The sequence below is a fragment of the Catellatospora methionotrophica genome, assembly GCF_011297335.1.
Taxonomy (GTDB): Bacteria; Actinomycetota; Actinomycetes; order Mycobacteriales; family Micromonosporaceae; genus Catellatospora; species Catellatospora methionotrophica.
In genome coordinates, this window is the sequence record NZ_JAAOTJ010000037.1 from 1 (window position 1) to 11,518 (window position 11,518).

General features: G+C 71.1%; 14 protein-coding genes. 1 reads left to right on the forward strand and 13 read right to left on the reverse strand.

Features of this window, described 5'->3' with window-relative positions:
* Nucleotides 1-35: 35 nt before the first annotated feature.
* Nucleotides 36-668 carry an acVLRF1 family peptidyl-tRNA hydrolase gene (locus tag HAV40_RS36575; protein WP_275413446.1) on the reverse strand — a complete coding sequence of 211 codons (633 nt, stop codon included), beginning with the start codon at nucleotides 666-668 and terminating at the stop codon, nucleotides 36-38.
* Nucleotides 665-1,702 (reverse strand): aminotransferase class V-fold PLP-dependent enzyme, encoded by a 1,038-nt coding sequence (locus HAV40_RS36580; RefSeq protein ID WP_166388896.1) that lies wholly within the window; start codon nucleotides 1,700-1,702, stop codon nucleotides 665-667. The genes HAV40_RS36575 and HAV40_RS36580 overlap by 4 nt, the downstream gene beginning before the upstream one ends.
* Before the next feature lie 99 nt (nucleotides 1,703-1,801).
* Here HAV40_RS36580 and HAV40_RS36585 point away from each other — a divergent pair, with 99 nt between their 5' ends.
* Nucleotides 1,802-2,443 (forward strand): TMEM175 family protein, encoded by a 642-nt coding sequence (locus HAV40_RS36585; RefSeq protein WP_166388897.1) that lies wholly within the window; start codon nucleotides 1,802-1,804, stop codon nucleotides 2,441-2,443.
* Nucleotides 2,444-2,453: 10 nt separating this feature from the next.
* Here the strand turns inward: HAV40_RS36585 and HAV40_RS36590 are convergent, their stop codons facing one another.
* From HAV40_RS36590 to HAV40_RS36640, 11 genes are all read right to left on the reverse strand, one after another.
* Complete coding sequence (locus tag HAV40_RS36590; RefSeq protein ID WP_166388898.1) at nucleotides 2,454-3,203, reverse strand: HAD family hydrolase; 750 nt, start codon at nucleotides 3,201-3,203, stop codon at nucleotides 2,454-2,456.
* A gap of 5 nt (nucleotides 3,204-3,208) precedes the next feature.
* Nucleotides 3,209-3,838, reverse strand: coding sequence for a LysE family transporter (locus HAV40_RS36595; RefSeq protein ID WP_166388899.1), 630 nt, complete (start codon nucleotides 3,836-3,838; stop codon nucleotides 3,209-3,211).
* A gap of 158 nt (nucleotides 3,839-3,996) precedes the next feature.
* Nucleotides 3,997-4,737, reverse strand: coding sequence for an N-acetyltransferase (locus HAV40_RS36600; protein ID WP_166388900.1), 741 nt, complete (start codon nucleotides 4,735-4,737; stop codon nucleotides 3,997-3,999).
* A 100-nt stretch (nucleotides 4,738-4,837) separates the two neighbouring features.
* A complete protein-coding gene (locus HAV40_RS36605; protein WP_166388901.1) occupies nucleotides 4,838-5,242 on the reverse strand; it encodes a metal-sulfur cluster assembly factor in 405 nt (134 codons plus the stop codon).
* The gene (sufU, locus tag HAV40_RS36610; RefSeq protein WP_166388902.1) at nucleotides 5,242-5,694 is read right to left on the reverse strand and encodes a Fe-S cluster assembly sulfur transfer protein SufU; all 453 of its coding nucleotides are present in this window, start codon (nucleotides 5,692-5,694) and stop codon (nucleotides 5,242-5,244) included. Before sufU ends, HAV40_RS36605 begins: the two co-directional genes overlap by 1 nt.
* Before the next feature lie 2 nt (nucleotides 5,695-5,696).
* A complete protein-coding gene (locus HAV40_RS36615) occupies nucleotides 5,697-6,989 on the reverse strand; it encodes a cysteine desulfurase (protein ID WP_166388903.1) in 1,293 nt (430 codons plus the stop codon).
* A 16-nt stretch (nucleotides 6,990-7,005) separates the two neighbouring features.
* Nucleotides 7,006-7,785 carry a Fe-S cluster assembly ATPase SufC gene (sufC, locus tag HAV40_RS36620; protein ID WP_166388904.1) on the reverse strand — a complete coding sequence of 260 codons (780 nt, stop codon included), beginning with the start codon at nucleotides 7,783-7,785 and terminating at the stop codon, nucleotides 7,006-7,008.
* Nucleotides 7,782-8,117, reverse strand: coding sequence for a non-heme iron oxygenase ferredoxin subunit (locus HAV40_RS36625; protein ID WP_166388905.1), 336 nt, complete (start codon nucleotides 8,115-8,117; stop codon nucleotides 7,782-7,784). Before HAV40_RS36625 ends, sufC begins: the two co-directional genes overlap by 4 nt.
* Nucleotides 8,114-9,256 (reverse strand): Fe-S cluster assembly protein SufD, encoded by a 1,143-nt coding sequence (gene sufD, locus HAV40_RS36630; RefSeq protein ID WP_166388906.1) that lies wholly within the window; start codon nucleotides 9,254-9,256, stop codon nucleotides 8,114-8,116. Before sufD ends, HAV40_RS36625 begins: the two co-directional genes overlap by 4 nt.
* Complete coding sequence (sufB, locus tag HAV40_RS36635; RefSeq protein ID WP_166388907.1) at nucleotides 9,256-10,677, reverse strand: Fe-S cluster assembly protein SufB; 1,422 nt, start codon at nucleotides 10,675-10,677, stop codon at nucleotides 9,256-9,258. The genes sufD and sufB overlap by 1 nt, the downstream gene beginning before the upstream one ends.
* The gene (locus HAV40_RS36640; RefSeq protein WP_239085787.1) at nucleotides 10,674-11,450 is read right to left on the reverse strand and encodes a helix-turn-helix transcriptional regulator; all 777 of its coding nucleotides are present in this window, start codon (nucleotides 11,448-11,450) and stop codon (nucleotides 10,674-10,676) included. Before HAV40_RS36640 ends, sufB begins: the two co-directional genes overlap by 4 nt.
* Nucleotides 11,451-11,518: the final 68 nt, after the last annotated feature.

Here is an 11,518-nt window from a genome sequence, read left to right on the forward strand (position 1 = left end):
GGTGGGGCGGGTGGAGGGTGGGTGGAGGGTGGGGGTTAGGGGATGAGGTGGATGCGGATGGCGTGGGCGGTGGGGATGGTGGCTACGAGGATGGCGTGGCGGGGTTCGGGGACGTCGAGGAGGCGGTCGTGGCGGAGCGGGAGCAGGGGGGCCAGGCGGCGGTCGGTGAGGATCTCGTCGACGGTGCCGCGGTCGCCGCCGCAGACCAGGGCGGCCATGCTGTCGGCGTACGGCAGCAGGATGCGCGCGGCGATGTCGGCGGCGTCGCGGGCCGCGCCCGAGGCCTGGTTCTCCCGGCGGCGGGCGTAGCGCTGCTGTGACCAGCCGCCCGCGGCCGTACGCCCCTGCACGTAGAACGTGTCCACCTTGGAGCTGATCAGCTCGTCGCCGTCGGCGACCCCGACCGCGACCGCGTTGCGCCGGGCCAGCAGCAGCCCGAGCCGCCGGGGCACGGCCAGCGCCTCCAGTAGCGCGTCGACGTCGGCGATCGTGCCCAGACCCGGCGGCGGGACCAGTTCGGCGGTGTCGCCGTTGGCGGCGACCAGTTTCAGGCCCTCCTCCTGCGCGCCGTCGTGGCGCGAGTAGAAGCCGTCCAGCCAGCGGCGCAGCCGACGGGGTTCGACCTCGGCCCAGCGTCCCCCGCCCGCGGCGGGCTTGGCGACCATCAGCCGGCCAGGGCGTTCAGCGCGGCGTCCACATCGGCCTGGGTGGTGTACGCGTGGAACGAGGCCCGGATCCGGCCGTTGCGCACCGCGGTGCGGATGCCCGCGGCGGTCAGCTTGGCGTCCGCGCCGGGCACGTCCACGGTGACGATCGCGCTGTCGCCCGGCGGCAGGCCCAGCCCGGCCAGGAAGCTGTTGGCCAGGCCGACGTCGTGCGCGTTGATCGCGGCCACGCCGATCTCCTCGACGAGCTCCATCGCGGGTGCGGTGCCGACCCAGGCCTGCCAGGCGGGCGAGATGTCGAAGGCACGGGCGTCCTTGGCCAGCCGCAGCGGCAGGCCGTAGTACGAGCCGTGCACGTCCTCCCCCGCGTACCAGTTGGCGGCCAGCGGCCGGGTGCGCTCGCGTACGGCCTCGCTGAGGTAGATGAAGCCCGTGCCGCGCGGCGACATCAGCCACTTGTAGGCGACGGTGACCACCACGTCGGCCAGCGAGCCGTCGAACGGCAGCCAGCCGCAGGCCTGCGTCGCGTCGACGACGACCATGGCCCCGGCCGCGCGCGCCGCCGCCACGACCGCGGCGTAGTCGACGACCGCCCCGTCCGAGGACTGGACCAGGCCGAACGACACCACGTCGACGCTCGCGTCGATGCGCTCGGCGAGCCGGTCGGCGGGCGCGGTGCGCACGGTGACGCCCCGGTCGGCGTGCACCGCCCACGGGAACACCGCCGAGGTGAACTCCAGCTCGGGGACCAGCACGGTCGCCCCGTCGGGCACGGCCGCGGCGACCGGCGCGAGCAGCTGCGACACCTGCGCGCCGACCGCGACGTCGGCCGCGTCGACCCCGATGATCCGGGCGTACGACTGCCGGGCCCGCTCGGTCGACGCGCCCCACCCCTCCCACGAGGTGCGGCCCGCGCGCCAGTCGGCCAGCGCCGCCTGCAGGGCGTCGAAGGCCCGGTTCGGGGGCAGCCCGAAGCTGGCCGTGTTGAGGTAGCCGGGCTCGGCGGACCACAGCTGGGGGAGGTCGACACTGTCCATGATTGGCAGTATTCCACCGGTCACGGGCGATCACCGCGGGCCAATACGCGGTAGGTGGCCTGGTGTCGGTGGCAAGCGCCTGAGGCGGCCGCCGCCGTTGTGGTAACCAGAGGTGTGCAGGAGTCCCGCTCGCTGGTCCGGCTGACGGCGTACACCGACGGGGTCGTCGCCATCGCGCTGACCCTGCTGGTCCTGCCGCTGGTCGACACTGCCCGCGACGCGCAGACCGAGTCGGTCCGCGACCTGGTGCGCGAGCACGCCGGAGACTTCGCCGCGTTCGTGATGTCGTTCCTGGTGGTGTCGCTGTTCTGGATGGTGCACCGGCGGGTGTTCGACAACCTGGTCGACGTCGGCGAGGGCATCATGCTGCTCAACAGAATGTGGCTGCTGGGCGTGGTGTTCCTGCCGGTGCCCACGGCGGTGCTGACGTACGAGGTCAACCAGGGCCGCGGCGCGACCCTGCTGTACATGGCCAACCTGGTCTTCATCGCGCTCAGCGGGCTGCTGCTGTCGCTGCGCATCCGCGACCGGGTGCCGCTGCAGCGGCCGGGCCACGCCGAGGCCGTGGACCGGTCGGTGCGCCGTGGCGTGATCGCGACCAGTGCCATGGTGGGGACGTTGGTCGCCGCGATCTTCCTGGCCAACTTCGCGCTGCCGCTACTGGCCCTGATGCCCCTGCTGCAGGCCGTGGCGGAGCGGCGGGCCCGGCGCCACGGCCACCCGGCGGAGCACCACCACTAGCGGGATCCGCCTACAGGGCCTGGCGGAGCAGGGCGAGCAGCTCGGTGCCGTCGGCGACGACCGCGTCGGGGGTGTTCTCGCCGACCTCGCGCGGCTCGCCCTCGGGCATGAGGATGGCCGCGCCGACCCCGGCCCGCCGGGCGCAGACGACGTCGCGGTGCGGCTGGTCACCGACGTACCAGCAGTCGGCTGACGCCACGCCCAGGTCGCGTGCGGCGGCCCAGATCATGCTCGGGTGCGGCTTGTACACGCCCAGCTCGTCGCTGTAGACCTGGACCGCGATCGCGCCGGTCAGCCCGAACTCGTCGAGGGCCTCCCGGTGGGCCTGGCCGCAGGGCGTGTTGCTGACCACGCCGACCTGCATTCCCTGGCCGACGGTGAAGTCGAGCAGGTCGGCGATGCCGGGCCGCAGCCGCCAGTCCGGCCGCCGGGCCCACTGCCTGGTCAGGTCGCTGGCGTGCACCAGCACCGTGGCCCGTGCCACCGCGGGCCACTCGACCGCGATGAGCTCCCCCCAGAGCTGCTCGTGGCTGATCTCCAGGCACTCCTCGGTGTTCTCCCGCATCCGGTTCCTGGTCTTCTTCGCCTCGTCCAGCGCGTGGCGGATCTCGTCCTCGCCGACCACACCCCCGGTGAGCCGGTGTACCCGCTGGACGAGTGCGGCGTGCCGGTAAGGGGCGTCCTCGGGCTGGGGTGACCGTCCGGATTCGACGATCACCCCGCCGAAGTCGAGCAGCAGAGCGGTGGGGGTAGGCAGCATGGCGCTTACTCTGCCACGACGAGCGCCACCGCGAGGACTGAGATCACCACGCTGGACACCAGGGCGGTGACCAGGCGTCCACGGGGTGTGGCGAGCACCCGGCCGACCAGTGCCCCGCCCGCCGCGACGGTCAGCTGCCAGCTGGCCGAGGCGAGGAAGGCTGCGGTCACGAACACCGCGCCCTCGGGGCCGGTCAGCCCGTCCATCGCCTGCCGCCCGCCGAGGACCAGCGCGCCGAAGTACACGATGGTCATCGGGTTGAGCAGGGTCAGCCCGAGCAGGGCCAGGAAGGCCCGGCCCGGGGTGTCCAGCAGGTTCGTCTCGCGGGCCCGGGCCGGGTCGCGGTAGTGGCGGATCGCGCTCCACGCGGTGTGACCCGCGAGGTAGAGCAGCACGGCCACGGCGATCCAGCGCAGCGGCGTGGCGATCGGCTCGATCCAGCGGGCCAGGGCGGCCCCGCCGAGCACGGCGACCAGGGCGTAGATCCCGTCGGCGGCCGCCACGCCCAGGGCGGCGGCGGCCCCGATCCGCAGCGAGGTGCGGGCGGTGAGGCTCATCAGCAGTAGCGCGATCGCGCCGACGGGCACGGCGACGCCGTATCCCGCCAGCACGCCCGCCACGAGCGCGGCGGTCACGACTGCGGGCGGCTCGTTCCGGCCACGGGCCCACGCTGCTGTCGACGCCGTCCTTCCGCCGAGGCGGACAGGGGCGCGAGGCGCGGGCAGGTGGTCGTCATGCGCAACATTCTCCAGCCCCCGCCGCCCTGCCCGCGACCTGTTTTCCGGTCGATGCCTCAGACCCCGGTGCGGTGCCGGATCCACACGTTGGGCTCGACGTACACGGCCCAGTCGTGCTCCACGTCGACGTGGACAGGGGTCAGAGCCGTCGGCACGTGCACCGGGCCGGTGGCGTCGAACGGCAGCCCGGTCCAGTCCCGCCACTCCGCGCAGGTGCCGGGGATGACCATCGAGCGCGGGGCGATCTTCTCGATGACGCCGCCCGCGCGTACGTGCACCCGCAGCCACGGGTCCACGGGCAGGCCGTCGGGGCGCGTGCGGTACGCGTACACCGTCATGGGCTCCTCGGGGTCCTTCACCCCGTTGGGCCGCACGGGCGCGACCAGGTCGGCGAAGCCCAGCCGGGCCGCGTTGTCGCGCATCGCGGCCAGCATGATCGCGGACAGGCCGGTGCCCTGCCGGTCCGGGCGCACCGCGATCTCGATCGCGGAGACGATGTTGGGCTTGTCCCCCGCCACCCGGCCACGCAGGGCGCGGCGCAGCGCGCCGTCCCAGCCGTCGACCGGCAGCTCGTCACCCTCGGGCAGCAGGAAGGGCACGCTGTGGCCCTTGGCGAGCAGCCTGCCGGGCTCGTCGGGGTCCTCGGCCACCAGGATGAACTCCGGCCATTCCTGGACGGCCAGGCCGTAGTAGAGGTTCGAGATCGGGTCGTGGCGCATGAACTCCGGCCACGCCGTGGGCATGTCCCACAGGGCGGAGACCAGGTCAGGGCGCTGGTCGAGGGTGGTGATATGCATGACCGCGAGCCTCCTCCGCCGCACGGGAGCCGATCAACCGCATTATCGCGCGAAGGGCGCCCACCCCGGGTGGGGTGGGCGCCCTTCGCGGACGTACGAGTCAGACGTTGAAGCCGAGCGAGCGGAGCTGGTCGCGGCCGTCGTCGGAGATCTTGTCCGGGCCCCACGGCGGCAGCCACACCCAGTTGATCCGCATGTCGTTGACCAGGCCGCCACCGGGACCGGTGGTCAGCGCGGCGCGGGTCTGCTCCTCGATGACGTCGGTCAGCGGGCAGGCCGCCGAGGTCAGCGTCATGTCGAGGGTGGCCACGTTCTCGTCGTCGATGTGCACGCCGTAGACCAGGCCCAGGTCGACGACGTTGATGCCCAGTTCTGGGTCGACGACGTCCTTCATGGCCTCGCGAACCTCGTCGACCTCGGCCTTCTTCACGGCCTGCGGCGCGGCGGCCTCAGCCGGCACGGCCTCAGCCCGTACGGCCTCGACAGCGGTGTCGGTCTCGCTCATCACACTTCCTCCTTCTCGAGGGCGACGGCCTGCGCCACCGCGTCCTTCAACGCCATCCAGGACAGCAGCGCGCATTTGACCCGCGCGGGGTATTTGGCGACGCCGGCGAACGCGACCGCGTCCCCCAGCACCTCCTCGTCGGGCTCGATCTGGCCCTTGCCGCCCATCAGCTCGACGAACGCGGCGTGCACGGTGAGCGCGCCGTCGACCGTGCGGCCGTTGCACAGCTCGTAGAGCACGCTCGCGGACGCCTGGCTGATGGAGCAGCCCTGGCCGTCGTACGAGATGTCACTGATGGTCTCCCCGTCCAGGGCGACCCGGAGAGTGATCTCGTCGCCGCAGGTCGGGTTGACGTGGTGCACGTCCGCCGCGAACGGCTCGCGCAACCCGCGCCCCTGCGGGCGCTTGTAGTGGTCCAGGATTATCTCCTGGTAGAGCTGGTCGAGCTGCATGGCTAAGCGAAGACCTTCCGCACCTGATCCAGGCCGCGCACGAGCGCGTCGACCTCGTCGGTCGTCGTGTAGAGGTAGAACGAGGCCCGGGTGAGCGCGGGCACCGCGAAACGGTCGCAGATGGGCTTGGCGCAGTGGTGGCCGACCCGCACCTGCACACCGAGCGAGTCGAGCACCTGGCCCACGTCGTGCGGGTGGATCCCGTCGAGCGTGAACGAGATGGTCGCACCCCGGCCGACCGGCACCTTCGGGCCGTAGATGCGCAGGCCGGGCACGGTGTCCAGGGCGTCCAGCGCGTACGCCGTCAGCTCCTTGTCGTGCCAGGCGACCGCGTCCATGCCGACCGCGTTCAGGTAGTCGATCGCGGCGCCCAGCCCGACCGCCTGCGCGATCGGCGGGGTGCCCGCCTCGAACCGGGCCGGGGCCGGGGCGAACGTCGAGCCGGTCATCTTCACCGTCTCGATCATCGACCCGCCGCCCAGGAACGGCGGCATGGTGTTCAGCAGCTCCAGCCGCCCCCACAGCACGCCGATGCCGGTCGGGCCGAGCATCTTGTGGCCGGTGAACGCGATGAAGTCCGCGTCGTAGTCGACGACGTCCATCGGCAGGTGCGGCACCGACTGCGAGCAGTCGAGCATGAGCAGCGCGCCGACCTCGCGCACCCGCGCGGTGATCCGCGCGGTGGCGTTGACGGTGCCGAGCACGTTCGACATGTGCACGATCGAGACGATCTTCGTACGCTCGTTGACCAGCTCGTCGAGGTTGGTCTCGTCGAGGCGGCCGGACTCGGTCAGGCCGAACCACCGCAGCGTCGCGCCGGTGCGCTCGCAGAGCAGTTGCCACGGCACGATGTTGGAGTGGTGCTCCATCTCCGAGATCACGATCTCGTCGCCGGGGCCGAGCCGGAAGCGCGGGTCCTGGGCGTGCGGCCCGAAGGCGTGCGCGACCAGGTTCAGCGCTTCGGTGGCGTTCTTGGTGAACACCACCTCGTCGACGCTCGGCGCGCCGATGAACGCGGCGACCTTGGCCCGCGCGCCCTCGTACGCCTCGGTCGACTCGGTGCCCAGCGTGTGCACCGACCGGGCCACGTTGGCGTTGTGCTCGGCGTAGTACCGGGCCACCGCGTCGATGACCTGGCGCGGCTTCTGCGAGGTGTTGCCGCTGTCGAGGTAGACGAGCGGATGACCGTTGACCTCCCGGCCCAGGATCGGGAAGTCGGCGCGCACGCGCTCCACGTCGAAGCGCGGCTTGTCGTCGTACTGCGGCATCCCGGCCGGGATGGTCAGGGCGGTCATCGTCAGCTCAGCTCCCTCAGGCGGCCACGGCAGCCGTGCCGGCGCCGGCCGCGTAACGCTCGTAACCCTCGGCCTCGAGCTTGTCGGCCAGCTCCGGGCCGCCCTCTTCGACGATCTTGCCCGCGACGAAGACGTGCACGAAGTCCGGCTTGATGTAGCGCAGGATCCGGGTGTAGTGGGTGATCAGCAGCACGCCGGTGTCATTGTTCTCCTTGACCCGGTTCACGCCCTCGGAGACCACCCGCAGCGCGTCGACGTCCAGGCCGGAGTCGGTCTCGTCGAGGATCGCGATCTTCGGCTTGAGCAGCTCCAGCTGCACGATCTCGTGCCGCTTCTTCTCACCGCCGGAGAAGCCCTCGTTCACGTTGCGCTGGGCGAAGGCGGGGTCCATGCCCATCTTCTCCATCGAGCCCTTCAGCTCGCCGGCCCAGGTGCGCAGCTTGGGGGCCTCGCCGTCGATCGCGGTCTTCGCGGTGCGCAGGAAGTTCGCCACCGACACGCCGGGGACCTCGACCGGGTACTGCATGGCCAGGAACAGGCCCGCGCGGGCGCGCTCGTCCACGGTCATGGCCAGCACGTCCTGGCCGTCCAGGGTCACCGTGCCGCCGGTGATCTCGTACTTCGGGTGGCCGGCGATCGAGTAGGCCAGGGTCGACTTGCCGGACCCGTTCGGGCCCATGATGGCGTGCGTCTGGCCCGACTCCACGGTCAGCGTGACCCCGTGCAGGATCGGCTTGAGCTCGCCCTCGGGCAGCTTCACCGACACCTGAAGGTCGCGGATCTCCAACTTGCTCATCGGGTCACTCCATTGCTTGGCGTCATGCTGACGTAGACATCGCCGTCACGGACTTCGACGGGATAGACGGGTACGGGTTCGGTGGCGGGCAGGCCGGTCGGCGCACCGGTACGAAGATCGAAACGCGAGCCGTGCAGCCAGCATTCCAGCGTGCAGCCGTCGACCTCGCCCTCCGACAGCGCCACGGCGGCGTGCGAGCACTCGTCGTACGCGGCATAGAAGCCGTCGTCCTCCGTGTGCACCACCACGACCGGGGTGCCGGCGAGGTCCACCGCGAGCGCCGCGCCCTTGGCGACGTCGTCGGCGGCACACGCCCTGACGAAATCGGTCACGATCCCGCCTTCTCCAGTCGTGCCTCGATCGCCACCCCGAGGCGCTCGCGCAGGTCCTCGGCCGGGATCTTGCCGAGCAGCTCGGCGAAGAACCCGCGGACCACGAGCTTGCGCGCCTCGGACTCGGGGATGCCCCGGGCCATCAGGTAGAACAGCTGCTCGTCGTCGAAACGGCCGGTCGCCGAGGCGTGGCCCGCGCCGACGATCTCGCCGGTCTCGATCTCCAGGTTCGGCACCGAGTCGGCCCGCGCCCCGTCGGACAGCAGCAGGTTGCGGTTGACCTCGTAGGTGCTGGTGCCGGTGGCCTGGTCCTGGATCAGCACGTCGCCGACCCAGACCGTGTGCGCGCCCTCGCCCTGCAGCGCGCCGCGGTAGCCCACGTACGAGCGGCAGTCCGGCACCGAGTGGTCCACCAGCAGGCGGTGCTCGATGTGCTGCGCGCCGTCGGCGAAGTACAGGCCGTACAGCTCGGCCTCGCCGCCGCGGCCGGTGTAGTCGACGCTGGTGAACTGGCGCACCAGGTCACCGCCGAGCGACACCTGCACGTGCAGGATCTTCGCGTCGCGGCCCAGCTGCACCTTGATGTGCTGCGCCTGCACCGCGTCGGCGGCCCAGTCGGCGACCGTGACCAGGGTCAGCTTCGCGCCGTCGGCGACCGCGATCTCCACGTTGTCGGCCAGCGTCACGCTGCCGGTCTGCTCCAGCACCACCGTCGCCTCGGCGAACGCGCCGACGGCCAGGTAGGTGTGGGCCGCCGCCGCGCCGTCCGCGCCGTGGCCGTGCAGCCGCAGCACGACCGGCTCGGCCAGCACGGTCTCCTTGGCGACGTCGACCAGCAGCGCGTCGGCCGCGTTCTCGTACGCCCAGGCGCTGATCCGGTCGAACGGGGTGAGCACCCCGCCGATGCGCGCGTCCGAGCGCGACACCGTCGACACGGTGACGCCCGCGGGCAGCTCGCCGTGCTCGTGCTTGGGCGCGGCCACCGCCGTGACGTCCCCGGCCACCAGCCCGCGCAGGCGCTTGAGCGGCGTGAAGCGCCACTCCTCCTCGCGACCGGTCAGGGCCGGGAAGTCGGCCACGTGGAACGAGCGCAACGCCTGGGACTTGGTCTTGGGCGGTGCGATAACTTCGGTGCTCATCAGCCGACGGCGCCTTCCATCTGCAGTTCGATCAGTCGGTTCAGTTCCAGGGCGTACTCCATGGGGAGCTCCTTGGCGATCGGCTCGATGAAACCGCGCACGATCATCGCCATGGCCTCGTCCTCGGACAGGCCCCGGCTCATCAGGTAGAACAACTGGTCGTCGCTCACCTTGGAGACCGTCGCCTCGTGGCCCATCGACACGTCGTCCTCGCGGATGTCGACGTACGGGTAGGTGTCCGAGCGGGAGATGGTGTCGACCAGCAGCGCGTCGCACTTGACCGTGCTCTTGCTGTGGTGCGAGCCCTCCATGACCTGGACCAGGCCGCGGTACGAGGTGCGGCCGCCGCCCCGGGCGATCGACTTGCTGATGATCGTCGACGAGGTGTGCGGAGCCGCGTGCACCATCTTCGCGCCCGCGTCCTGGTGCTGGCCCTCACCGGCCATCGCCACCGAGAGCACCTCGCCCTTGGCGTGCTCGCCGACCATGAACACGGCCGGGTACTTCATGGTGACCTTGGAACCGATGTTGCCGTCGACCCACTCCATGGTCGCGCCCTCGTGGCAGACGGCGCGCTTGGTGACCAGGTTGTAGACGTTGTTCGACCAGTTCTGGATCGTGGTGTACCGGCAGCGCGCGTTCTTCTTCACGATGATCTCGACGACCGCGCTGTGCAGCGAGTCCGACGAGTAGATCGGCGCGGTGCAGCCCTCGACGTAGTGCACGTACGCGCCCTCGTCGACGATGATCAGGGTCCGCTCGAACTGGCCCATGTTCTCGGTGTTGATCCGGAAGTAGGCCTGCAGCGGGATCTCCACGTTGACGCCCGGCGGCACGTAGATGAACGAGCCGCCCGACCACACGGCGGTGTTCAGCGCGGCGAACTTGTTGTCGCCCACCGGGATGACCGTGCCGAAGTACTCCTTGAACAGCTCCGGGTGCTCCTTGAGCGCCGTGTCGGTGTCCAGGAACAGCACACCCTGCTGCTCCAGGTCCTCACGGATCGCGTGGTAGACGACCTCGGACTCGTACTGCGCGGCGACACCGGCCACGAGGCGCTGCTTCTCCGCCTCGGGGATGCCGAGCTTGTCGTACGTGTTCTTGATGTCCTCGGGGAGGTCTTCCCAGCTCGCCGCCTGCTTCTCGGTCGAGCGCACGAAGTACTTGATGTTGTCGAAGTCGATGCCGGACAGGTCCGCGCCCCAGTTCGGCATGGGCTTGCGGCCGAACAGGCGCAGGCCCTTGAGCCGCAGGTCGAGCATCCAGTCGGATTCGCTCTTCTTGCTGGAGATGTCGCGGACCACGGCCTCGTTCAGCCCGCGCCGGGCGTTGACGCCGGCCAGGTCCGAATCGGCCCAGCCGTACTCGTACTTGCCCAGGCCAGCGAGCTGGTCCTCGGTCGAGATGATCTGCTCGGTCATGAGTCCGTCCTCATCGTGACGCCATCGTGGATCTGAAGAAGCTCGGTTCGTCCCGCCGGAGCCGGCGCGCCACCAGGCGGCGCTCCGGGACGGAACAGTTTGGGTGGTATGTGAGTGGTGCACACCCCGTCGCCGTGCGCGATCGTCGCGAGCCGCTGCACGTGCGTGCCGACCAGGCGACCGATCACCTCGGTCTCGGCCTCGCACAGCTGCGGGAACTCGGCGGCGACGTGCGCGACGGGGCAGTGGTGCTGGCACAGCTGCCCGCCGGTGGCGATCGTGGACGCGCTCGCAGCGTATCCCTGCGCGGTCAGCGCCTCCGCGAGCGCCTCCGCACGGGCGAGAGGATCGTCACCCGAGTCGCGTACGGCGGCCTCGCAGCGCTGCTCCAGCACCGAGATCTGCGCCGCCGCGAAGGCGGCCACCTCGCGCTCGCCGCCGCGCTCGGCGATCCAGCGCAGCGCGGCCGTGGCCAGGCCGTCATAGGCGTGGCGGCCCAGCCCGTCGCGGGCACTGTCGGTCAGTGAGAAGATCTTGGCGGGCCGTCCCCGGCCCCGGGGGCCGCGCAGCACCTGCTCGCGGGCGGCGACCAGGCCCTCGGCGAACATCGCGTCAAGGTGACGACGCACTCCCGCCGGACTGAGGCCTAGTTCGGCCCCCAGCGCCGCCGCGGTCGCGGGGCCCTGGGCGAGCAGTTCGATCACCCGGCCTCGCGTGGCCGGATGGGCCAGGCGGCGGTCGGATGCCTCGACGATCACCGCACCCTTTTTCACTACACCAGTGTTACTTATTTACTTCGACGTGCGCAAACCGCCCCCGGGGTGACCCGTGACACCCAGGC

Bases quoted from the DNA above. Each gene is read 5' to 3' on its own strand.
- HAV40_RS36580 (WP_166388896.1), bottom strand. From the start codon at position 1,702: ATGGACAGTGTCGACCTCCCCCAGCTGTGGTCCGCCGAGCCCGGCTAC.
- HAV40_RS36590 (WP_166388898.1), bottom strand. From the start codon at position 3,203: ATGCTGCCTACCCCCACCGCTCTGCTGCTCGACTTCGGCGGGGTGATC.
- HAV40_RS36600 (WP_166388900.1), bottom strand. From the start codon at position 4,737: ATGCATATCACCACCCTCGACCAGCGCCCTGACCTGGTCTCCGCCCTG.
- HAV40_RS36605 (WP_166388901.1), bottom strand. From the start codon at position 5,242: ATGAGCGAGACCGACACCGCTGTCGAGGCCGTACGGGCTGAGGCCGTG.
- sufU (WP_166388902.1), bottom strand. From the start codon at position 5,694: ATGCAGCTCGACCAGCTCTACCAGGAGATAATCCTGGACCACTACAAG.
- HAV40_RS36615 (WP_166388903.1), bottom strand. From the start codon at position 6,989: ATGACCGCCCTGACCATCCCGGCCGGGATGCCGCAGTACGACGACAAG.
- sufC (WP_166388904.1), bottom strand. From the start codon at position 7,785: ATGAGCAAGTTGGAGATCCGCGACCTTCAGGTGTCGGTGAAGCTGCCC.
- sufD (WP_166388906.1), bottom strand. From the start codon at position 9,256: ATGAGCACCGAAGTTATCGCACCGCCCAAGACCAAGTCCCAGGCGTTG.
- sufB (WP_166388907.1), bottom strand. From the start codon at position 10,677: ATGACCGAGCAGATCATCTCGACCGAGGACCAGCTCGCTGGCCTGGGC.